The 20,257-nt window shown below is 70.8% G+C and carries 20 protein-coding genes; 6 read left to right on the top strand and 14 right to left on the bottom strand.

Annotation, left to right across the window (positions count from 1 at the left end):
* Positions 1-40 precede the first annotated feature (40 nt).
* From AB0A90_RS06645 to AB0A90_RS06620, 6 genes are all read right to left on the bottom strand, one after another.
* Complete coding sequence (locus AB0A90_RS06645) at positions 41-1,159, bottom strand: LCP family protein (RefSeq protein ID WP_357242774.1); 1,119 nt, start codon at positions 1,157-1,159, stop codon at positions 41-43.
* A 326-nt stretch (positions 1,160-1,485) separates the two neighbouring features.
* Positions 1,486-2,712 carry an LCP family protein gene (locus tag AB0A90_RS06640; RefSeq protein ID WP_357242771.1) on the bottom strand — a complete coding sequence of 409 codons (1,227 nt, stop codon included), beginning with the start codon at positions 2,710-2,712 and terminating at the stop codon, positions 1,486-1,488.
* 75 nt (positions 2,713-2,787) lie between these two features.
* Positions 2,788-3,765: an NAD-dependent epimerase/dehydratase family protein gene (locus AB0A90_RS06635; RefSeq protein WP_357242768.1), complete on the bottom strand. Its 978-nt coding sequence runs from the start codon at positions 3,763-3,765 to the stop codon at positions 2,788-2,790.
* A gap of 84 nt (positions 3,766-3,849) precedes the next feature.
* A complete protein-coding gene (locus AB0A90_RS06630) occupies positions 3,850-5,541 on the bottom strand; it encodes a cation acetate symporter (protein WP_357242765.1) in 1,692 nt (563 codons plus the stop codon).
* Positions 5,519-5,884, bottom strand: coding sequence for a DUF485 domain-containing protein (locus tag AB0A90_RS06625; RefSeq protein WP_088950720.1), 366 nt, complete (start codon positions 5,882-5,884; stop codon positions 5,519-5,521). The genes AB0A90_RS06630 and AB0A90_RS06625 overlap by 23 nt, the downstream gene beginning before the upstream one ends.
* Before the next feature lie 174 nt (positions 5,885-6,058).
* Entirely contained in the window at positions 6,059-6,811 is a 753-nt protein-coding gene (locus AB0A90_RS06620; RefSeq protein WP_357244036.1) for a flavin reductase family protein, read from the bottom strand.
* Positions 6,812-7,228: 417 nt separating this feature from the next.
* Here AB0A90_RS06620 and AB0A90_RS06615 point away from each other — a divergent pair, with 417 nt between their 5' ends.
* Both AB0A90_RS06615 and AB0A90_RS06610 read left to right on the top strand, forming a co-directional pair.
* Entirely contained in the window at positions 7,229-8,014 is a 786-nt protein-coding gene (locus tag AB0A90_RS06615; RefSeq protein ID WP_357242763.1) for a helix-turn-helix transcriptional regulator, read from the top strand.
* Positions 8,011-8,217, top strand: coding sequence for a DUF397 domain-containing protein (locus tag AB0A90_RS06610; RefSeq protein WP_357242760.1), 207 nt, complete (start codon positions 8,011-8,013; stop codon positions 8,215-8,217). Before AB0A90_RS06615 ends, AB0A90_RS06610 begins: the two co-directional genes overlap by 4 nt.
* Here the strand turns inward: AB0A90_RS06610 and AB0A90_RS06605 are convergent.
* Together AB0A90_RS06605 and AB0A90_RS06600 are read right to left on the bottom strand one after the other, a co-directional pair.
* Positions 8,214-9,917 (bottom strand): ABC transporter permease, encoded by a 1,704-nt coding sequence (locus tag AB0A90_RS06605; RefSeq protein ID WP_357242757.1) that lies wholly within the window; start codon positions 9,915-9,917, stop codon positions 8,214-8,216. The two genes, AB0A90_RS06610 and AB0A90_RS06605, sit on opposite strands and share 4 nt — an antisense overlap.
* Positions 9,902-10,666: an ABC transporter ATP-binding protein gene (locus AB0A90_RS06600; RefSeq protein WP_357242754.1), complete on the bottom strand. Its 765-nt coding sequence runs from the start codon at positions 10,664-10,666 to the stop codon at positions 9,902-9,904. Before AB0A90_RS06600 ends, AB0A90_RS06605 begins: the two co-directional genes overlap by 16 nt.
* Before the next feature lie 121 nt (positions 10,667-10,787).
* On the opposite strand from AB0A90_RS06600, the gene AB0A90_RS06595 reads away from it, so the two are divergent.
* Both AB0A90_RS06595 and AB0A90_RS06590 read left to right on the top strand, forming a co-directional pair.
* Positions 10,788-11,249 carry a hypothetical protein gene (locus AB0A90_RS06595; protein ID WP_357244033.1) on the top strand — a complete coding sequence of 154 codons (462 nt, stop codon included), beginning with the start codon at positions 10,788-10,790 and terminating at the stop codon, positions 11,247-11,249.
* Complete coding sequence (locus AB0A90_RS06590; protein ID WP_357242752.1) at positions 11,246-11,599, top strand: hypothetical protein; 354 nt, start codon at positions 11,246-11,248, stop codon at positions 11,597-11,599. The genes AB0A90_RS06595 and AB0A90_RS06590 overlap by 4 nt, the downstream gene beginning before the upstream one ends.
* A 25-nt stretch (positions 11,600-11,624) precedes the next feature.
* Here AB0A90_RS06590 and AB0A90_RS06585 read toward each other — a convergent pair whose 3' ends face one another.
* From AB0A90_RS06585 to AB0A90_RS06575, 3 genes are read right to left on the bottom strand one after another with little or no spacing between them, the layout of a single operon-like run.
* The gene (locus AB0A90_RS06585; protein ID WP_357242749.1) at positions 11,625-13,265 is read right to left on the bottom strand and encodes a cation acetate symporter; all 1,641 of its coding nucleotides are present in this window, start codon (positions 13,263-13,265) and stop codon (positions 11,625-11,627) included.
* A complete protein-coding gene (locus AB0A90_RS06580; RefSeq protein ID WP_357242746.1) occupies positions 13,266-13,679 on the bottom strand; it encodes a hypothetical protein in 414 nt (137 codons plus the stop codon). It lies immediately after the preceding gene.
* A 44-nt stretch (positions 13,680-13,723) separates the two neighbouring features.
* On the bottom strand, positions 13,724-14,956 hold the full coding sequence (locus AB0A90_RS06575; protein ID WP_357242743.1) for a DUF4173 domain-containing protein: 1,233 nt from the start codon (positions 14,954-14,956) through the stop codon (positions 13,724-13,726).
* 52 nt (positions 14,957-15,008) lie between these two features.
* Between AB0A90_RS06575 and AB0A90_RS06570 the strand changes: the two genes are divergently transcribed.
* A complete protein-coding gene (locus AB0A90_RS06570) occupies positions 15,009-15,551 on the top strand; it encodes a hypothetical protein (protein ID WP_357242740.1) in 543 nt (180 codons plus the stop codon).
* 91 nt (positions 15,552-15,642) lie between these two features.
* Here the strand turns inward: AB0A90_RS06570 and AB0A90_RS06565 are convergent, their stop codons facing one another.
* Together AB0A90_RS06565 and AB0A90_RS06560 are read right to left on the bottom strand one after the other, a co-directional pair.
* Positions 15,643-16,644, bottom strand: coding sequence for a HAMP domain-containing sensor histidine kinase (locus AB0A90_RS06565; RefSeq protein WP_357244030.1), 1,002 nt, complete (start codon positions 16,642-16,644; stop codon positions 15,643-15,645).
* A gap of 68 nt (positions 16,645-16,712) precedes the next feature.
* Positions 16,713-17,390: a response regulator transcription factor gene (locus AB0A90_RS06560; protein ID WP_357242736.1), complete on the bottom strand. Its 678-nt coding sequence runs from the start codon at positions 17,388-17,390 to the stop codon at positions 16,713-16,715.
* A gap of 183 nt (positions 17,391-17,573) precedes the next feature.
* On the opposite strand from AB0A90_RS06560, the gene AB0A90_RS06555 reads away from it, so the two are divergent.
* On the top strand, positions 17,574-18,125 hold the full coding sequence (locus AB0A90_RS06555) for a Uma2 family endonuclease (RefSeq protein ID WP_357242733.1): 552 nt from the start codon (positions 17,574-17,576) through the stop codon (positions 18,123-18,125).
* 54 nt (positions 18,126-18,179) lie between these two features.
* Here the strand turns inward: AB0A90_RS06555 and AB0A90_RS06550 are convergent, their stop codons facing one another.
* A complete protein-coding gene (locus tag AB0A90_RS06550; RefSeq protein WP_357242730.1) occupies positions 18,180-20,252 on the bottom strand; it encodes a carboxypeptidase-like regulatory domain-containing protein in 2,073 nt (690 codons plus the stop codon).
* Between the last annotated feature and the right edge of the window lie 5 nt (positions 20,253-20,257).

Genomic DNA, 20,257 nt, shown 5'->3' with positions numbered 1-20,257 from the left:
CGGGTGGTCGCCGGCTTTCCGGGACTTCGGGCCAGCGTCCTCACTTGCGGGTGGAGATCACCTCGGGGTGGTTGAAGACGAACTCGGCGAGCTTGTCCTGCTTGACCGCCCGGAACATTTCCTTCGTCACGTCGTTCAACGCCTCGGTGCCGTTGCCGGAGCCGTTGTAGGTGCCGTTGTTGGTCTTGAGCATGGTCAGCTCGTTGGCGGTCACCCCGCGCATGGTGAAGATGAAGTTCTCGATCGACGCGCCACCGGTGTCCAGCACGAACGCCTTGCCGGCCGCCTTGATCAGCTGCTGGAGCTTGGTCGGGTTGGTCAACATCCCGCCATCGGTGGCCTTCTTCGCCATCGCCTTGATCAGTTGCTGCTGGTTCTGCTGCCGGTCGTAGTCGCCACCGGGCAACCCGTAGCGCTGCCGGGAGTAGTCCAGCGCCGCCCAGCCCTCCATCTGCTGGCAGCCCTTCTTGTGCACCACGGCGGTGCGGGGCTTACCGGTCTTCTTGGCGTCGGCGTTCCACATCGGCTTACCGTCGACGATCGACATGTGCTTCGACTTGACCTCGTGGCTCACGCAGATCCGCACGGTGCCGAGGGTGTCGATGACGTTCTTGAAGCCGCCGAAGTTGATGATCGCCGCACCGTCGAAGCTGATGCCGGTGAGACCCTTGATCGTCTGGGCCATCAACTGGGCACCGCCCTCCCAGCCGCCGCCGTTGCGGGCGCCGGCCTCGAACGCGGCATTGATCTTCTCGGTGCCGCCGGCGTAACGACTCTTCGGGAACGCCGGAATCTGCGCCTCGGTGTCCCGCGGGATGGAGATCAGGTACGCCTGGTCGTGCGTGGCCGGGATGTGCAGGATGATGATGCTGTCCGAGCGGACGTTGTCGGCGGCCCAGCGCTCCCGGGCGTCCACACCGAGCAGCAGCATGTCGATCGGGCCGTCCAGGCTGGCCCCGCCCTCGGCGTCGGACTTGCTCGCGTCACCGAGCAGGTTGCGTTGCGCGATGTCGCCGGTGGCCTGGCCGATCAGCACCTTGCCGCCGACGATGCCCACGCCGCTGCTGAGCATCAGCACCGCCCCGAACACCACGGTCAACCGGGCCCACAGCGGGTCCTTGCGCTTGGTCCGCTTCCTCGCCGACCCTCCGCCACCCACCCGGCCACCGTCGCCGCCGCCGGGCGGGCGACCGCCCGGCCCACCACGTGAGGGGAGTGTCTGCGCCGGTATGGCCGCAGAGACACGGCCGCTGGGGGCGGCGGACCCGGGGGTAGGAGGGCGGCGACTGGCCTGAACCGGCATGCGTGCTCCAGCTCGTGATCAGGAGGGGGCGGCACCACTGTACGTACATCAAATCGTCTTGGCGAGTTCATCCTGGGTCAATCCCGACGCCGATTCACACGAATCAGGTCGATCGGCGCGCCTCGATGACCCGATCGGCGGGTGACGGTCGGCCCGGCGTACCACCGGCCGACCGGGTGCGGTCAGCCGCCGTCCCTGCCCTTCGGCGGGTTGGCCTTGACCCAGTCCGCCATGGTGTCCGCGGTCATGGCCCGGTACATCGCGAGCGCCTTCTCCCGGTCCGAGACCACCACCGACTCGCCGTTGATCGTGTCGCTGCCAGAGTTCGGGCTGGTCACGAAGGTGAGGTTCTGGCCGCGCAGGTTGCGGAACTGCAACGCCATATCAGTAACCGAGAAATCCTGGTCGACGGTTACGGCCGCGGTCACCGACTTGAGGAAGTTGTTGAGCTTCCCCGGGTTCGCCAGCGTGCCGGTGCTCGCCGCCTTGTCCATCAGCGCGCGGAGGAACTCCTGCTGGTGCCGCATCCGGGCGAAGTCCCCGTCCGGGAACTGCTTGCGCTGGCGGATCCAGTCCAGCGCCTCCGCGCCGTCCATGTGGTTGGTGCCCTTGGTGAACGTCCGGTACGGCTTGTGGATCGAGGTGATGGTCCGCTCCACCTTCAGGTCCACCCCGCCCAGGGCGTCGGTGACCTCCTTGAACCCGCCGAAGTCGATCGCCATCACGTGGTCGATCCGGACGTCGGTGAAGCACTCCACGGTGCGAACCGCCAGCGGCAGCCCGCCGAACGCGAACGCGGCGTTGATCTTCGCGCGCTGCCCGGAGTCGCAGGCCGCACCGGCGCTCTCCGGAATCGGCACGTAGAGGTCACGCGGGATGGAGACCAGGTACGCCTCCTGGTGGTCGGCCGGGATGTGCATCACGATGACCGTGTCGGCGCGCCACTGGCTCTTGCTGTCGACCGGCGCGTCCGGGTCCCGTGAGTCGCTGCCGACCAGCAGGATGTTCAGCGCGCCATCCACCGTCTTGGCCGGACGGCCGCCGGTGATCTCCGCGAACGGGTCGGTGCGGGCCAGGTCGTTGTCGAGGTTGCGGGCGTACAACCAGGCGCCCACGCTGCCGAGCAGCGCCAGCACCAGCACCGCGACCCCGGACACGAGGGCGATCCGACCCCACCGGGGGCGCGGCCCACGCCGCCCCGAACCGCCGGGGCCGCCCGGCCCGCCGGGTCCCCGTGGCCCCACCGGGCCGCCGGGCTTGGGCTGCTCCTCGTCGTACGGCGGGTAGAAGCGCGCCTCGGTCGGACGGGCGCGCCCGGAGGCGCCCCGGTCGGGGCCGGGGACCGACGCGCGCCCGGCGCTGCGGTGCAGGTGCGGGTGCGGGACGCCGGCTGACGAGGTCGCAGACATGTCACTCAGGGTACGTAGCGCAAGCCACCGCCGCCTTCAGCCGACACTCAGAGACAGGTGGCGTCGACGATCTGGTTATCCCAGCCGCTCCCGGAAGTACGCGATCGTGCGTCGCAGGCCATCTTCGGGCGCCACCGTCGGCTCGTAGCCGAGCAGCTCGCGGGCGAGCGTGAGATCGGGCCGACGCATCTCCGGGTCGTCCGAGCTGCGCGTGACGTAGGTCACCGACGAAGTGCTGTCGGAGAGTGACACGATCAACTCGGCGAGTTGCCGCATGGACATCTCGTGCTCGGTGCCGCAGTTGACCGGGCCGGTCTCGGTCGAGTCGAGCAGCAGCAGGATGCCCCGCACCAGGTCCTCGACGAAGCAGATGGACCGGGTCTGGTTGCCGGTGCCGTGCACGGTGATCGGCTCGCCGCGCAGCGCCTGGGAGATGAAGGTGGGGATGGCGCGGCCGTCGTCCGGGCGCATCCGGGGGCCGTACGTGTTGAAGATCCGGACGATGGCCCCGTCGAGCCCGCGGTAGCGGTGGTACGCCATCGTCGCGGCCTCGGAGAAGCGCTTCGCCTCGTCGTAGACGCTGCGGACGCCGATCGGGTTGACGTTGCCCCAGTAGGTCTCGCGCTGCGGGTGCTCCTTCGGGTCCCCGTACGCCTCGGAGGTGGAGGCCATCAGGAACCGGGCGCCGTCGGCGACCGCGCGCTCCAGCAGGTGCAGGGTGCCCACCGAGCCGACGCGGAGGATCTCCACCGGCAGCAGGGCGAAGTCGGTGGGGCTGGCCGGCGAGGCCATGTGCAGGATCGCGTCGAACCGCTCGGCCAGCGCCGGGTGGTGGGTCGGCAGACCCTCGGAGATGTCCGCCTCGACGAGCGTGAAGGCCGGCCGGTCCAGCAGGTGAGCGACGTTCTCCTTGGAGCCGGTCACGAAGTTGTCCAGCGCCACCACCGTGCACCCACGGGCGATGAGGGCATCCACCAGGTGCGATGGGACGAAACCGGCACCGCCGGTGACGAGAACGCGATGACCGGAACCGAAGCGCTCAGCAACCTTCATGCTGGTCAGCCTACCGACCCCCGATTACGGCGAGAGGCCCCCTGCCGACGCGTGGCGTCAACAGGGGACCTCTCGGTGCGTGGATCAGTGGGCGCCTGCGCCGGTGAGGGCGCGCACCTCCAGCTCCGCGTACTTGTCCTCGTCGTGCTCCTTGGAGATGACCGTGCCGATCCACCCGCACAGGAAACCGAACGGGATGGAGAGGATGCCCGGGTTGGACAGTGGGAACCACTGCCAGTCGTGATCCGGGAACATCGAGGTCGCCGCGCCGGAGACCACCGGTGAGAAGAACACCAGCAGGACTGCCGAGAGCAGACCGCCGTAGATCGCCCACACCGCGCCGGAGGTGTTGAACCGCCGCCAGAAGAGGCTGTAGAGGATCGCCGGCAGGTTGCCCGAGGCGGCGACCGCGAAGGCCAACGCCACCAGGAACGCCACGTTGAGGTTCTGCGCGTAGATCGACAGGAGGATGGAGATCGCGCCGATCACCAGGGCGGAGATCCGGGCGACCCGCACCTCCTGCCGCTCCGACGTCTCACCCTTCTTCAGCACGTTCGCGTAGAAGTCGTGCGCCAGGCTGGACGACGAGGCCAGCGTCAACCCGGCGACCACCGCGAGAATGGTGGCGAAGGCGACCGCCGCGATGATCGCCAGCAGGGCCGCACCTCCCAGTTCGCCGCCGAAGAAGTCGATGCCGAGCGCTTCGGCCAACTGCGGCGCGGCGGTGTTGCCCGCCTTGTCCTGCGCCGTGATCGCCTGGCTGCCCACCAGCGCCGCCGCACCGAAGCCGAGGGCGAGGGTGAGCAGGTAGAAGGTGCCGATGATGCCGATCGCCCAGAGCACGCTCTTGCGGGCCGCCTTCGCGGTCGGCACCGTGTAGAAGCGGATCAGGATGTGCGGCAGACCGGCGGTGCCGAGCACCAGGGCGATACCCAGGGACAGCAGATCCACCTTGTTGTAGAAGGTCTGTGTCGAGTTGCCGGCGACCTCGACGCCGTACCGCAACCCGGGTTCGAGGAACGCGCCGCCCTTGCCGGAGGCCTCGGCCGCCTGGCCCAGCAGTGCCGACAGGTTGAAGTTGAACTTCGCCAGCACCAGGATGGTCATCAACAGCGCGCCGCCCATGAGCAGGAACGCCTTGACGATCTGCACGTAGGTGGTGCCCTTCATGCCGCCCACGGTGACGTAGATGATCATCAGCGCACCGACCATGATGATGGTGGCGATCTTCGCAGTGGACGCGTCCATGCCGAGGAAGGTCGTCCCCGGCTTGATGCCGAGCAGCAACGCGACAAGCGCGCCGGCGCCCACCATCTGCGCGAGCAGGTAGAAGATCGACACCGTGATGGTGGAGACCGCCGCCGCCGTCCGCACCGGACGCTGACGCATCCGGAAGGCCAGCACGTCCGCCATCGTGTACCGGCCCGAGTTCCGCAGCAGCTCCGCGACCAGCAGCAGGGCCACCAGCCAGGCGACCAGGAAGCCGATCGAGTAGAGGAAGCCGTCGTAGCCGTAGAGCGCGATGATGCCGGCGATGCCGAGGAACGAGGCGGCCGACATGTAGTCGCCGCCGATCGCCATGCCGTTCTGGAAGCCGGAGAAGGACCGGCCGCCGGCGTAGAAGTCGGTCGCCGTCTTGGTCTGCCGGCTGGCCCAGATGGTGATGCCCAGGGTCACCGCGACGAAGACCAGGAAGAGCGTGATGGTCAGGTTGCGGGCGGTGTGGTTGCCCGCCTCGGCCGCGAGGAACGTCTCAACCGCGTGAACCGTCTTCACGGGTCACCTCCCCGATCTCGGCGCGGATCCGGTCCGCGATGGGGTCGATCTTCCGGTCCGCGTACCGGGAGTAGAGCCAGGCGATCAGGAACGTGGAGACGAACTGGAGCAGGCCGAAGACCAGCGCGACGTTGATGTTGCTGCCGAACAGCTTCGTGCCCATGAAGTCCCGGGCGTACGCGGAGAGAATGACGTAGAGCGCATACCACAGGAAGAAAGCGACGGTCATCGGGAAGACGAAGCCGCGCAGCGCACGCCGCAGCCCGGCGAACTCGTCCGACCGTTGTACGGCCAGGTACTTGTCCGACTGGGAAGCGGCCGGAGCGGGTGTGTCCGTGGACATCTGTGGATCACCACCTTCACAGGCGTCAGAGGAGTTTCGCGCACCGTAAAGAGCGCGCTCCCCGACAGGGAAGGCTGAGATCGACGCCGGTAGACGAGTGCGCCGAGCGGTTGATTGCGTGCGCCAAGTGACTCAGATCACCACGGTGACCGGTCGATCGGGTTGAGCGTCCGTTCAGGCCGGCAGCTCGTGATACCGACCGCGGTAGTGCAGCAGCGGAGACGCCTCCCCGGTCAGCTCGACCGTCTCGATGGTGGCCTCCACCAGCAGGCCCCAGCCGTACTCCCGGGCGTTGTCCAGCCGGCATCCGGCCCAGCCGCCGGCGTCCCCCGGCACCGGCCCGTACGGCGTGTCGATCCACGCACCGCTGGCGAACAGCCCGCCCGGAGCGGGGAAGAGGCCGGCGAACCGGTCCGCGAGCTGCCGGTGCGGCGGGCCGAGCGGCGTGACCGCGAACCGCCCCGCCTCCTCCGCCGCCGCCCAGAGGTCGGACTCCGCGTCGATCAGCCCGAGCAGCCGGTCCGGCTCCCCCTCGGCGACAAGCGTGGACGACACCGTCAGTCCGGCCGGGCCGGGCGCCGTCCAGAGCGTCACCGGTGCGGCGAGGCGGCCGCGCAGTCGGCGGACCGGCGACCGCTGCCCGCTCGGCACCGCGAACGGGTCGGTGGAATGGATCTCGGCACCCGGTTCTTGATTCACGTGAAACATTGTGCCGCCCCGACCGCGCGCCCAGCCCACGAAGCGCTCGTGCAGGTCGCTGGGTCGGCCACCGAGCTGGGCGAGTTGATCACCCGCCTCCGTCATCAGGGCACCCAGGTAGATCAGCAGCGCCACGCGGTCGTGCCGGTACTCGGCGAGCAGCGTCAGCCGCGCCGGCTGGCACGGCCAGAGCGCGCCGCAGCCGCGACACCGCCAGAGCGGGCGCATCGGCAGGTGCCGCCGGCTCACCTCAGCGCTCCCCGCTCCGGCACGGCCCGCCGGCGTCGAGCCCTCGCCAAGATCCGAGCAACTTCGCCGATGTTGCTGCCTCCGTCACGCGGGAGACACCAACAACCCTGATGTTGCGCAGATCTTGGCGACGAGCGTCCGGCACGGACGGCTGAGCGGGCGCGCCCGCCGGCTTCCCGCTTCGGATGAACCCGAGCATGGCCGATCTCCTCCCAGTCGACGAGGGCCGCCCCGATCGGGGGATGACCGGGGCGGCCCGAACGCAGGACCGGACGCCGGGACGTCGCCTCCACCGGCCGGGCCGCGTGCCTTCCACCCTGGACGGAGAGGTGCGGACAAGGGAGGATGCCAGGGCTTACTACACAGCGCGATCACGTACTTACCGGAGAGGTAAGGATGAACATCGAGATGTGGGTACGGGCGTTGAAGGCCGCCCGGGCCGGTGCCGACGTGTCCCAGGAGGCACTGGCGACCCTGATCAAGTGGAGTCCCTCCACGGTGGCCGCCATCGAGACCAGCCGGCGTCGGCCGACCATGGAGTTCGCGGTCGCCGCCGACGAGGCCCTGGCCACCGGCGGCCTCCTCGCCGAACTGCTGACGGCGGCCGATCGGCAGAGGCTGCCGAGCTGGTTCGTCCCGTGGCGGCACCACGAGGAGGAGGCGATCCGGCTGTGCGAATTCGAGCCGTGCCTGATTCCCGGTTTGCTGCAAACCGAGGACTATGCCCGAGCGGTGATCTCCGCAGGCGGCCTGAACCCGGTCAACGTGGTGAACGAGCTGGTAGCAGTCCGATTGGATCGGCAGCAGGTCTGGCAGCGCGCTGAGCCTCCGCAGTGCGTATTTGTCCTGGACGAGACCGCCCTGCGGCGCCCGGTGGGAGGGCCGGCGGTGCTGGACGTCCAGCTCGGCCGGCTGCTGGAACTCGCCGTCCTGCCGAGCGTCAGGTTGCACGTGGTGCCGCTCGAGATCGGGGCGCACGTCGGCCTGACCGGCGGCTTCCTGCTCGCTGAACTGCCGGATGGCGAACGGGTCACCTATGTCGAGGACGTTGCTCGTGGACACGTCATTGACGACCCGGAAGTCGTTCGTCTGGTTGGTCGGAAATGGGATAGTCTGCTCGGCGAAGCACTGTCCACTAGTGCCTCGCTGGATCTGATCCGGAAGCTGAAGGTGACGCCATGACCGTTGCTCAACCGCTTTGGCGGACCTCCACCAGATCCGGCGACACCGGCGGTGCGTGTGTCGAGGTGGCGGACAATCTGCCCGGTGTCGTGTTGGTTCGGGACAGCAAGGATCGCTCCGGGCCGACCCTCACCTTCGCGCCGGCCGCCTGGCGGGGCTTCGTCGCCGACACCTCCCAGGCCTCCGGCCGGCGCGTCGGCTAACGGCGCGGCGTGACCGTGGCCAGCAGCTCCGGCTGACGCCGGTCCAGCACGTCGCCGGCCAGGTACGCGCCCAGCAGCGCCGCCCCCAACCCGTACGCCGCCCCCACCGGCAGTGCCAGCCAGAGCCACGCGTCGCCGAGCAGTGCCGCAGCGGCCACCATCGGCACCGCCGCGACCACCGAGGCGAGCATGGCCACCAGGGTGAGCAGCCCCTTCGCCACGCCGGCACCGCTGTTCATCGCGAACGGGTTGCTCGTCTCCGGCAGCGAGTACGCCCCCAGCACCGAGATCAGACTGTTCACCGCCAGCCCGGCACCGTAGGTGGCGACCAGGCCGCCGATGGTGAGCCCGATCCACTCCGGTCGGCGGAGCAGTGCCGACAGCACCACCGCGACGAACCCCAGCAGCGGCAGCACGTACAGCGAGAAGGCCACCATGCGGGCGCGCAGCTCCACCCGGCCGGGCACGCCGGCCACCACGTTCGCCGCGTACGCGCTGCCGTCGAAGCCGAACTGGTTGGCCAGGGTGACCGAGGCGAGCACGCCCACTAGGAGCATGGAGATGGTGACCACGACCGGTGAACTGTCGGCGGCAGCCGAGGTCAACCCCGCGTCGCTCTCGCCCGCGAAGTCCCCGCCCGTCACGTTGATCAACACGGGTACGAAGATGCCGACCACCGCGATCGTGATCAGGTTGGCCCGGCGGCGGGCGTCCCGCCACCAGTAGCGGGCCTCCCTGGCGACCAGCGCACCGAACCGGTCGCGCCGCGCCCAGCCGGCGAACGTGGGGAACAGTTGCTCGACCGCGCCGCCGGTGACAGCGCGACGCGCCGGCGCCTTGCCGGCGCTCACCGCACCCACCATCGCCGACTCCAGCGAACGGGACCACCAGAGCAGCAGGGCAGCGATCGCCACCCCCGTGATCAGCAACTTGACCGGTGCGGCCCAGACCCGGCCCTGGGCCACGTCGATGCCTGCGGTCCACGGCGCCCCGAGCGGCGTCCAGCCGATGACCGTCGCCACCCCGTTCAGCCGGTCCCAGTCCGCCTCGCGCAGCGCCGCGAGACCGAACACCTGCAACGGCCCGAGCAGCGCGGCGGTCACCGCCAGCAGCACGGCCGCCAGGTCGCGGACCCGACGGGACCGCAACATGCTGGCGAATGCGCTGGTCACCGCCCGACTGGCGGCCACGCAGAGCAGTAGCCCGGCGAGTGCGCCGACGACGGCGACCAACCCGGCCGACCAACCGCCCAGGGACAGGGCGGTGAGCACCAGCCCGAACGACGCGATAAGCACCGCCAGCACCGGCACGCTGATCAGGGCCGCGACGAACAGGCCGGTCACCAACGTCCGGCGGGGCAGTGGCAGCAGCGCGAACCGGGCCGGGTCCAGGGTTTCGTCCACCCCGAAGAAGACAAGCGGTAGGAGGAGCCAACCGAGCACCAGCAGCCCGCCGCCCGCCGCCGCGACGAGCACCGCGTACGTGCCGTCACCGGCCAGGCCGGGCGCGGCGAAGAGGAAGAAGCCGCTGACGGCGAACCAGAGCCCGACCACCGCACCACCGATGAACAGGGCGATCCGCCAGCCCTGGCCCCGGAAACTGTTGCCCATCACCCGCAGCTTGAGCCGCGCGAAGTGCCGGGCCGAGACCTGCCGCACCGGCGCGGACGGCTCGGCGGTGACGCTCACTGGGAGAGCCACGACAGCTCCTCACCGGTCGCGGTGCGGCCGCCGACCACCTCGACGAAGACCTGCTCCAACGAGCGGTCCCCGCGCACCTCGGACAGTGTGCCGACCCGCTTGATGGTGCCGCCGGCCAGGATGGCCACGTGCGAGCAGAGCCGCTCGACGACCTCCATCACGTGACTGGAGAAGATCACCGTGCCGCCACCGCTCGCGTAACGGGTGAGGATGTCCCGGATCAGCGCGGCGGAGACCGGGTCGACCGCCTCGAACGGCTCGTCCAGCACCAACACCCGAGGGCCGTGCAGCAGCGCGCAGGCCAGGCCGATCTTCTTCTTCATGCCCGCCGAGTAGTCCACCACGAGGGTGCGGCCGGCATCGCCGAGCGCCAACACGTCAAGCAACTCCGCGGCCCGCTGGTCGACCACCGCCGGGTCCATCCCCCGCAACAACCCGTTGTACGCCAGCAGCTCCGCCCCGGTCAGCCGGTCGAACAGGCGAACCCCGTCGGGCATCACGCCGAGCAGCCGCTTGGCGGTCACCGGGTCCTGCCAGACGTCGTGTCCGAGCACCCAGGCCGAGCCGGCGTCCGGTCGTAACAGCCCGACCGCCATCGACAGGGTGGTGGTCTTGCCGGCGCCGTTCGGGCCGAGCAGGCCGTAGAAGGAGCCGGCGGGGACGTCCAGGTCGACGCCGGCCACCGCGATCGTGCCGTCGAAGCGTTTGGCCAGGCCACGCAGTGCGAGCGCGGGGTGCGCAACAGTCATGCGCTGACGTTATCCGTCGATCGCCAGTCTCGCCGTCCAGCGGCAGGCGGATAAGCGACCATCCTGCAGGTGGATGTCACCGTAAATCGCCAACTTCTGAAGTAGTGTTGATGTCGTGTCCATGCCATCGGAGTCCGTACCGTTCTCGGAGTTGCTACGCCAGCCGGTCGAGACGGCGGAGCGGCTCTCTCGTGCTCGCGCCGTGCGGCTGCGCCGCCGCGATGCGCCTGATCTGGTGCTGATGTCTGCCGACCGGGCGGCGGCCGAGGGCGAGGTGGTGGACCTGACGGCCCGGCTGCTGGCCAGTGTCGTACACCGGGACCCGACCCTGGTGCGTGAGGCGCTGCCGACCGTGCTGCCGTGGGTGCGGTTTCTGCCGCCGGAAGACGTCGAGCAGATGGCCAGCGAGTTCGTCGCTACGGCGGAGGCGGCTGCCGCGGTGGGCAACACCGCGGCGGTGTCGCAGCTGCTCACCGAGTGGCGGCACACCGCCGAGATCCACGCCGATCCCGACCTGCACCGGATCCTGGCCGCGCCGAGCTCTGACGACTTCGGGCCGGTAGCGCGCCCGACCGGCGAGTGAGCGCCAAGCGTGGCGACCGGGCTGCGCCGCCACCCCGTCCTGGCGGCTACCTCCTGCGATTCGCCACGAACGATGCGGCCAAGGGTTGGGAGGACCTGTGCCGCCAGGCCGCAGCCAACACTCGGGCTGCGTTCGACGCCATCGAATCCGACCCCTGCCCCTCCCCACCGACGAGCCGGCAGCACCCCCTCAAGGGCACTCTCGCCACCGCCGCCCACAACGGCAAGACGCTGCCGCAGTGGCAGTACGAAGTCACCGCAGGCGGTCGCATCTGGTACCTCCCCGACCACGACACCCGCACCTGCTGGGTGAAGCACGCCGGCACGGGCCACCCGAGGGCGACCGACTGACCAGGATTGGCTCAGCCGCAGGCACCTAGAGGCGGACGGTTTCGGGGGTGTGCAGGCGGAGCATGGTGGCCGCGACGTCGGCCGGTGCCCGCCGCCGGGTGGCCATCGACACCACGACCATCACGGTGAAGGCCAGCGGCACCGTCCAGGCGGCCGGCTGGGTGGTGAGCGTGCCCGGCCAGCCGGACAGCGGCGGCCCGAGCACGGTGACCAGCACCGCCCCGATCGCCGCACCACCGCCCGCCACCACGCCGGCGGCGGCGCCCACGTCGGTGAGCCCACGCCACCAGATGCCGAGCACCAGCAGCGGGCAGAAGCTCGACGCGGCGACCGCGAAGGCCAGCCCGACCACCTGTGACACGTCCAGTCCGGACACGTGCAGCGACAGCAGCGTCGGCACCGCTCCGGCGATCACCGTCGCCAACCGGAAGCCGCGCACCGAACCCCGGCCGAGCACATCCGTCGAGATCACCCCGGCGACGCTCGTCAGCAGCCCGGACGAGGTGGAGAGGAAGGCCGCGAACGCGCCCGCCGAGACCAGCGCGGCGAGCATTCGCCCGGTTGCCCCGTCGCCGAGGGCCGCACCGGGCAGCAACACCACCACCGCGTCGGTCTGGCCGCTGACCAGCAACTGCGGCGTGTAGATCCGGCCGAGCACCCCGTACAGGGTGGGCAGCAGGTAGAAGACGCCGACCAGGGCCAGCACGACAAGCGTGGTCCGGCGGGCCGCCGCGCCGTCCGGGTTGGTGTAGAAGCGGACCAGTACGTGCGGCAGGCCCATGGTGCCCAGGAACGTGGCCAGGATCAGCGAGTACGTGGCGAACAGTCCCCGGTCGTCGTTGCCCGCGGCGCTGGGCAGCAGCCAGTCGCTGGCGGCGGTGGCCACCCCGGACACGTCCGGCACCGGGTCGCCGGCCGCGAAGGTCAGCTCGTCGCCGGGGCGTACCTCGCGGATGTCGCCGTTGGGCAGGGTGAGGGTCGCGCGGTGCTCGACCACGACGGTGGTCGCGGTCCGGAACGTCGGCCCGTCCGGCGGCGTCACCGCCGGACGGCCGTCGGCCTGCCACTGCAACGCCAGGAAGATCACCGGTACGGCGAGCGCGGTCAACTTGAGCCAGTACTGGAACGCCTGCACGAAGGTGATGGCCCGCATCCCGCCCAGCGCCACGTTGGCGGTGACCACAGCGGCCACCAGCAGGGCACCGACCGGGTACGGGGAGCCGGCGACGGTGGCCAGGGTCAGCCCCGCGCCCTGGAGTTGCGGCACCAGGTACAGCCAACCAATGAAGATCACGAACGCGGTGGCCAGGATGCGCAGCCGACGGGACCCCAGCCGCAGCTCGCAGAAGTCGGGCAGGGTGAACGCGCCGGAGCGGCGCAGCGGCGCCGCCACGAAGAGCAGCAGGGCCAGGTAGCCGGCGGCGAAACCGACCGGATACCAGAGCACGTCCACCCCGTACTTGAGGACCAGACCCGCGATGCCGAGGAAGCTCGCCGCCGACAGGTACTCCCCGCCGATGGCGGCGGCGTTCCACGTCGGGCTGATCGCCCGGGACGCCACCAGGAAGTCCGACGTGGTCCGGGCCAACCGCAGCCCGTAGAAGCCGATCCCGACGGTGACCAGGGTGACCGCGACGATGGCCGGGACCACGAAGTCGTTGCCCACTCAGCGCTCCGGCCGCTGCACCAGATCGGTGAAGTCCTGCTCGTTGCGCTCGGCCAACCGCACGTACGCCCAGCCCACCCCGATCAGGAACGGGAACGAGGCCACCCCGAGCAGCAGCCACGGCAGGTTGACGTCGGCCACGGTGGTCCGGCCCAGCGAGGGCGCGATGGCGAACAGCAGGGGCAGCCCACCCAACCCGATGGCCACCACCAGCGAGAGCCGCAGCGCCAGCGCCAGTTGCGCCCGGACCAGCCCGCGGACCAGCGCCTCGCCGACCTGGGTCTGCTGGGCCAGTTCGGCGCGGGTCCGCTCGGCACGGGTGTCCTGCCGGCTGATCTCGGCCAGCACGATCCGGGCCCGCCGGGGCGGCGGTACCGCACTGCCCGACCCCACGTCAGGGAGTTGCTTGGCCACCCCGGCAGTCTTGCCCGCCGCGCGCGATTGTCAAGCGGTGGCGCTCACCAGCCTCGCGCGACGAGGCAGTCCGTCACCCCGGTGGTCGTCGGGATCGTGGCAAGGTCCCGGCGCGCCCTCTCCCGGCCGAGGTTCGTCGCCCAGAGCCCGTCCCGAGGCAGCTCGGCGGCGATCTGCCCCAGCGCACACGCGCGCATCGGCTCGGGCAACCGGGTAAGGGCCGGTACGGCGTCCGCCGACAGCCCGGACAGGTAGCTGACGTCCAACCGGCCGGTCTCCAGGTACCTGTCGACGTTCCGTTCGGCGATCAACCGGTCCGGGTTGACCATGGCCAACCCGAGCAGCGCCAGCACCGCCGTGCCGACCACCAACCGGGGCAGCCAGGCCGCCCGCAGCCGCACCACCGCCACCCCGACCAGGACGAAGAGCACCCCGAGCCAGAGTTCGACTGTCGTCACGAAGAGCCGCAGGCGGGTGGCGCCGTACGCGTCGGTGTAGACCTGCATCCGGTAGAGCGCCGAGGCGACCACCACCAGGCTGAGTGCGGCGAGCGTGCCGAGCAGTACGCGGACCAGCAGTCGATCGGCCCGGGTGGCCTTCGGTGCCCGGCGGGCGGCGATCGCGATGACCAGCAGGGCGAGTGCGGTGACGGTGAGCAACTGCCAGAAGCCGCCCCGGGCGTACTGGGCATAGGTGAGCCCGGCCGTCCGCAGCACGTGCCCCGCGCCGCCGAAGAACACCGTGAGCTGGACCAGCACGAACGCGGCGAACAGCGTGTCGAGCAACACCAACGGCAGGGTCCACTCCAGCCGGTGGGCCGGTCGGGCCGGCCCCGGCCGCAGACCTTCCAGGTCGGGTGGGCGACTGACCAGGTACGCGGCACCGAGCAGGCCACCGCCGATCAGCGCCAGACGCAGCAGCCAGCCGACGACACCGTCCAGCGAGATGTCGGGCAGGAGACCCGTGACCAGGTCGGCGAAGACCGCGTCGGCGGAGGAGAAGAGCAGGCCGAACAGCAGCAACAGACCGGCGGAGATCGCCACGCTCTTCAGGACGCGCCCGAGCCCGATCCCCGCCCCGGCTGGGCGGGTGTCGTGCAGTCCGCGTACCGCCCAGGGGAGGGCACGTACGGTCGCGGCCGGCGGCAGCGTCGCGGCGACCAGCATCCCGAGCGGGCTTCGCCCGCCGGTCACCGCGAACGTCCCGGTTGCCGCGGCCGCGACCAGGCAGAGCGCGAAGAGCCAGCCGGCCGCGCGGACCGTGCCGACGGCGACCAACGCGATCGTCGCGACGGCCCAGGCGATCTGTGCCGCCCGCCCCGGTGCCCCCGTGGCACCGGGACGGGTGGCCGTCCCCGCAGTCGGCCGTGCCGGCGTGGTCGCGGTCGCGGCCGGCGTGGTGCTCGGCGGCGTGCTCCTGGTCGGCGTGGTCGCGGTGGCCGTTGGCGTGGTGCTCGGCGGCGTGCGTCCGGCCGGCGTGGTGGCGGTCGCCGGCATGGTGGTCGGCGGTGGCGTGCTCCCAGTTGGCCGTGCCGGCCCGGTGGTGGTCGGTGCCGGCGTGGCGGCGGTAGGCGTCGTCGGTCCGGCCGCTGCGGCGCTGGGCGCGGCCGGCGCGGTGCCGCCCACCGCCGGGGGCGACGGCCTGGGGCGCACGACCGCGGCGGTGACCAGGGCGGCGGTGCCGGCCAGCGTGGCCACCAGCCAGCCGAGGCCGGGACGAACCATCGTGAGCGTGGCCGCGCCGACGACCGCCGCCGCCGTCAACGCCGCCAGGACCAGCGGACGGACGGAGCCGGACGGCCCCGGCCAGCGCCGCACGATCGCCGACGGTGGCCTGGGTACGGGCGGCGCACCCGGCCACGGTTGGGGCTGACCGGCGGCCGGTGCGGCGGCCGGACCCGGTCGGACCGGTGGCGGGAGGACCTGCGGTCCGGTGGCCGGAACCGGGGTGGTGCCAGGGCTGGTCATGCGACCTCTTTCCGATGTGGCCCGTCGCTCGGGATGGTGACCTGGATGCGGCAGCCGGGCCGATCGACCCGGTGCGGTTTGACGGGGTCGAGGACGGCGATCCGACCACCGTGCAGTTCGACGACCCAGCGGGCGATGGCCAGGCCGAGCCCGGTCCCGCCGCCGGCGGACCGATCGCCGCGGGTGAACCGTTCGAAGACCCGGGACCGTTCGCCGGGTGAGATGCCCTGGCCTTCGTCGCTGACCTCGAAGCGGAGCTGGTCGGCGTGTTCCTCGGCGCTCAGCCGCACCGTGCCCCCGGGTGGGCTGTGCCGGGCCGCGTTGTCGAGCAGGTTCGCGAAGACCTGGTGCAGCCGCCACGGGTCGGCGTGGACGGTCAGCGGCGCCGGCAGCTCGCGGAGCTGGAAGCGCACGTCGAGCGCCGCTCCGGACGCGCTGGCGGTGGCGTGCTCGACCGCCTCGTCGAGGAAATCTCCCACGTCGATGCGGACCCGGCGCAGCGGTACGACCCCTGCGTCGAGGCGGGACAGGTCGAGCAGGTCGGCGACGAGGTGCCCGAGCCGCTCGGTCTGGGACAGCGCCGAGCGCAGCGCCGCCGGTTCGGGGTCGGCCACCCCGTCCACCATGTTCTCCAGCACGCCCTGCAACGCCGTGATCGGCGTCCGCAGCTCGTGCGAGACGTTGGCGATCAACTCACGTCGGCGCTGGTCCGCGGCGTGCAGATCCTCGGCCATCTTGTTGAACGCCTGAGCCAGCTCGCCGACCTCGTCGCGGGAGGTGGCGCGTACCCGCCGGGTGTAGTCGCCACGGGCCATCGCGCCGGCGGCCGCCGTCATCTCGCGCAGCGGCGAGGTCATCCCGTGGGCGAGCACCTGCGAGGTGACGAGGGCGATGCAGATGCTGGTGACCGCCGTGCCGGGCGGGAGCCAACCGATGCCGTACCAGAAGTAACCGATGGCAACCGCCCAGGCGGCGACCAGCAGCACGCCGAGCTTCATCTTGATCGAGCGGACCGGGTCCAGTGGACGCGGTAACACCCGTTCCAGCCAGTCCAGCAGCCGACCGGTCACGCGGGCACCTCCAGGGCGTACCCGACGCCGTGCACGGTCCGGATCAGGTCGGCGCCGAGCTTGCGGCGCAGCGCCTTGATGTGGCTGTCCACCGTGCGGGTGCCACTCCCGTCGGCCCATCCCCACACGTCGGCGAGCAGCCGTTCCCGGGGGAGCACCGTGCGTGGTCGCCCGGCGAGGTGGAGGAGGAGGTCGAACTCCGTGGGGGTGAGGTGCACGTCGGCGCCGTTCCGGCGGACCCGCCGCTCGGCCTCGTTGATCTCGATGTCGCCGAGGTGGATCGCGGGCGGCGTCGGTGCCGCGGCCCGCTCCACCCGCCGCAGCAGGACGTGCACCCGGGCGGCCAGCTCACGCATCGAGAAGGGCTTGGTGAGGTAGTCGTCCGCCCCGACCGCGAGCCCGACCAGCAGGTCGGTCTCGTCGTCCCGGGCAGTGAGCATCAGCACCGGCACCGGCCGGTCGGCCTGGATCCGGCGGCACACCTCCAGGCCGTCGAAGCCGGGCAGCATCACGTCGAGGACGACGAGATCCGGTTGGCCGGTGCGGAACCGCTCGACGGCGCTGGGTCCGTCCCCCGCGACCTGCACCGCGAAACCCTCGGCCCGCAGACGGGCGGCGATGGAGTCGGCGATGGTTCGTTCGTCCTCGACGACCAGTATCCGGCGTTCCCTCATGGGTGACGACTGTAGGGAGCCGCCGTGGAGATCAGTGGGGTGCGTTGTGAACAACCTGTGGAGAACCGTTCACGCCTGTGGATAACTCCGCCCTCGGGCCGGCTGGCGTGGGTGAACTCCCGAGGCTCGTTGTGGACAACCGGATGAGCTGTCAGGGTGGTCCGGTAGAGAGGAGGTGTGACGGTGACGAACCCTGCCCGGCCCGGCTGGGGCGACGCCTGGACGGTGGACGACCTCCAGAGCCTCCCCGAGGACGACCAGGTCTATGAGATCTTCGACGGGAGTCTGCTCGTGTCCCCCCATGCGGACGTCTTCCACGGCGCCGTCGCCAACCGCCTCCGCCGGATCCTCGACCGGCAGGCCCCGGCCGGTGTGCTCGTCGGTCAGGACATCGGTGTCAGTGCCAAGCGCTCGTCGTACTTCGTGCCGGATCTCTTCGTCGCCGGTGAGAGCGCACTGGACAGCGGCGGTGCCGCGCTCGACCCGGCCGACGTGCTCCTCGTCGTCGAGGTGATCTCACCGAGCAACGCGGGCCGAGACCTGGTGCTCAAACGTCACGAGTACGCGGCCGTCGGCATTCCCCTCTACTGGCTGGTCGAGCCCCGTAAGCAGACTCTGACCGTGCTGGCGAACGGCGCGGGTGGTTACCGCGAGCAGGCCGTTCTCCCGGTCGACGAGGTCTACCGCACCGAGCAGCCGTTCCCCCTCGCCCTGCCGCTGGCCGACATCTTCTGACCGACGCGAACGGGGCCGGTGGCGTGGTGCCACCGGCCCCGCTTCGTCGAACCGTCAGCTGGTCGGGACGACCAGATCCACGGACATGCTGCCGCTGGCCGGGACGGTGAACCGTGCCAGCTTGCGGGTGCCGTCCGGCTGGGTCGCCAGGTAGCGACCCTCGAACTGCTTCTCACCGAGCGTCACGTTGTAGGTGAAGAAGACCCGCTGGGGCCCCTTGACGCGAATGGTGAACTGACCGTCGGTCATCCAGGTGTTGCCCGCGATGTCACCGGTGTCGACGTTGCGGGCGATGACGAACCCACTGGTGAAGGGGGTGCCGTCGGGCGTACGGAAGGTGCCGGTCAGTTGGACGCCCTGGTCGAGTTGGACGTTGTGGGTGGCGGCCGCCCCGGCGGTCACCGGCACCGGAGTGGCGGTGAACCGGCTCGGCTTGTCGCCGGACCACACGCTCGCGTACGGGTTGGCGCCGACCACCACCGGCCAGGCGTACGGGCCGAGCCGTTCGAGGGTGTAGACGCCGTGCTCGTCGGTGATGGCGTCCTGCGCGCCGACCCCGGGGTGGGCGGTCAGCACCGACACGTTGGCATCCCGCACCGGCTTGCCGGCCGAATCGGTGACCGTGCCGGTGACCGTGCCGGCCCGGTCCAGCCTGATCTGCGGCCCGGTGGCGATCTGGCCGACGGTCGCGGTGACGACGGCTGCCTCCCGCTCGTCGCCGCTGCCGCCGTTGACGCCGACCCACTGGCGGCCGTAGTTGCTGTCCCGCGGCACCGCGAAGAGCTTGTAGCTGCCGGCGGCGAACGGTCCCACCGTGATCTTGCCGGTCTGGTCGCTGCAGTAGCCGTAACTGTCCCCGAGCTTCGCCTGCTTCGGTAGGAAGGTGTCCAGGCAGACGTCCGGCACGGGCCGGCCGGTCTGCCGGTCGAGGACGGTGGTGCTGATGAGCGCGCCGGGGCGCATCTTCACGGTCAGCTTGGTGTCGCGGTTGGCCTTCACCCGTACCCCGGTCACCTCGCGGTTGAAGTGGAGCCGGTCTGCCACGTCCAGGTAGAGGGTGTGGCTGCCCTGCGGCAGGCCGGTGACGGTCACCGTGCCGGTGCCGTTGCTGCAGACCGACTGGGCGCAGAAGTCGGCGATGGGCGCTCCGCTGACCGAGTCGACCGCGCTCACGGTGACCGAACCGGTGCCGAGCAGGCTGTCCGTGATCCTCGTCTGCTGCCCGCCGCGTACCTCGACGCGGTCGGCGTCCTCGGAGGTCAACTTGCCGCGGTAGTACTGCTGGCGATCACCGGCGTACAGGCTGACGATGTAGGAGGCCGGCAGTAGTTGTACGGAGAACTCACCGTTCGCGTCGGTCTGCGTGTACGCCCCGCTGGATCCGGTGCCGGTGTCGATGGAGACCTGCGCGTCGGCGAGCGGGGCACCGGCGGCGGTGGTGAACCGGCCGCTGAGGGTGCCCGCCGGCAGCGCGGTCTCGTTGACCACTGTCGCCTCGTCGGCCTTCACCTCGAAGATGGTGGCGCTCTCCCGATCGAGCTTCCCGGGCACGTACTGCACCTGGTCGACGCCCGCGATCGGCTGGAGGCTCAGGACGTAGCGGCCCGGCTGGGTGGCGAAGGTGTATCGACCCTGGTCGTCGGTCTGGCCCCCGGTCACGGCACCCGTGTCGACCTCGCGGGCGTTGACGGACAGGTTCGGCATCGGGTCGCCCGCGGTGTTGACGATCTGACCGGTGAAGGTGCCGATGGCGAAGAGTTGGTCGTCGGCCCTGGCGGTGCCACCGGCGGTGACGGTCACCGGGTCGGCGTTCCAGATCGTCGCGTGCTGACGGTAGTACTGCCCAGGCTGCTCGAGCGGGAAGTAGCCCACCAGGTACGGGCCCGCGGGCAGCCCGGCGAGGGTGAAGTTGCCGTCGGCGTCGGTGCTGGTGTGGTCGACGTAGGAGTAACTGTCGGGGTCGTAGACCAGCACCTGGACCTCGGCGGCGGCGGTGCCGGTGCTGGTGGTCAGTCGTCCGCTGACCGCGCCGGTGGCCGCGGCCTGAGCCGGGGTGGCCCCGGGCAGTACGAGTGCGGCCACGACGGCGGTGGCCAGTAGGGCGCGGCGGGGTGAGAATAGTTGCATCGGCG

Origin of the sequence: Micromonospora sp. NPDC049204, from assembly GCF_040647935.1 — a bacterium.
GTDB lineage: Bacteria > Actinomycetota > Actinomycetes > Mycobacteriales > Micromonosporaceae > Micromonospora.
Note: the sequence above shows the minus strand (reverse complement) of the source record. Positions and strands in the feature narration are given on the sequence as shown.

What these genes read in the sequence shown, in the direction of transcription:
- AB0A90_RS06625 (WP_088950720.1), bottom strand. Translation starts at nt 5,884, where the DNA reads ATGTCCACGGACACACCCGCTCCGGCCGCTTCCCAGTCGGACAAGTAC.
- AB0A90_RS06610 (WP_357242760.1), top strand. Translation starts at nt 8,011, where the DNA reads ATGACCGTTGCTCAACCGCTTTGGCGGACCTCCACCAGATCCGGCGAC.
- AB0A90_RS06620 (WP_357244036.1), bottom strand. Translation starts at nt 6,811, where the DNA reads ATGCGCCCGCTCTGGCGGTGTCGCGGCTGCGGCGCGCTCTGGCCGTGC.
- AB0A90_RS06565 (WP_357244030.1), bottom strand. Translation starts at nt 16,644, where the DNA reads ATGAAGCTCGGCGTGCTGCTGGTCGCCGCCTGGGCGGTTGCCATCGGT.
- AB0A90_RS06550 (WP_357242730.1), bottom strand. Translation starts at nt 20,252, where the DNA reads ATGCAACTATTCTCACCCCGCCGCGCCCTACTGGCCACCGCCGTCGTG.
- AB0A90_RS06640 (WP_357242771.1), bottom strand. Translation starts at nt 2,712, where the DNA reads ATGTCTGCGACCTCGTCAGCCGGCGTCCCGCACCCGCACCTGCACCGC.
- AB0A90_RS06595 (WP_357244033.1), top strand. Translation starts at nt 10,788, where the DNA reads ATGCCATCGGAGTCCGTACCGTTCTCGGAGTTGCTACGCCAGCCGGTC.
- AB0A90_RS06635 (WP_357242768.1), bottom strand. Translation starts at nt 3,765, where the DNA reads ATGAAGGTTGCTGAGCGCTTCGGTTCCGGTCATCGCGTTCTCGTCACC.
- AB0A90_RS06600 (WP_357242754.1), bottom strand. Translation starts at nt 10,666, where the DNA reads ATGACTGTTGCGCACCCCGCGCTCGCACTGCGTGGCCTGGCCAAACGC.
- AB0A90_RS06615 (WP_357242763.1), top strand. Translation starts at nt 7,229, where the DNA reads ATGAACATCGAGATGTGGGTACGGGCGTTGAAGGCCGCCCGGGCCGGT.
- AB0A90_RS06560 (WP_357242736.1), bottom strand. Translation starts at nt 17,390, where the DNA reads ATGAGGGAACGCCGGATACTGGTCGTCGAGGACGAACGAACCATCGCC.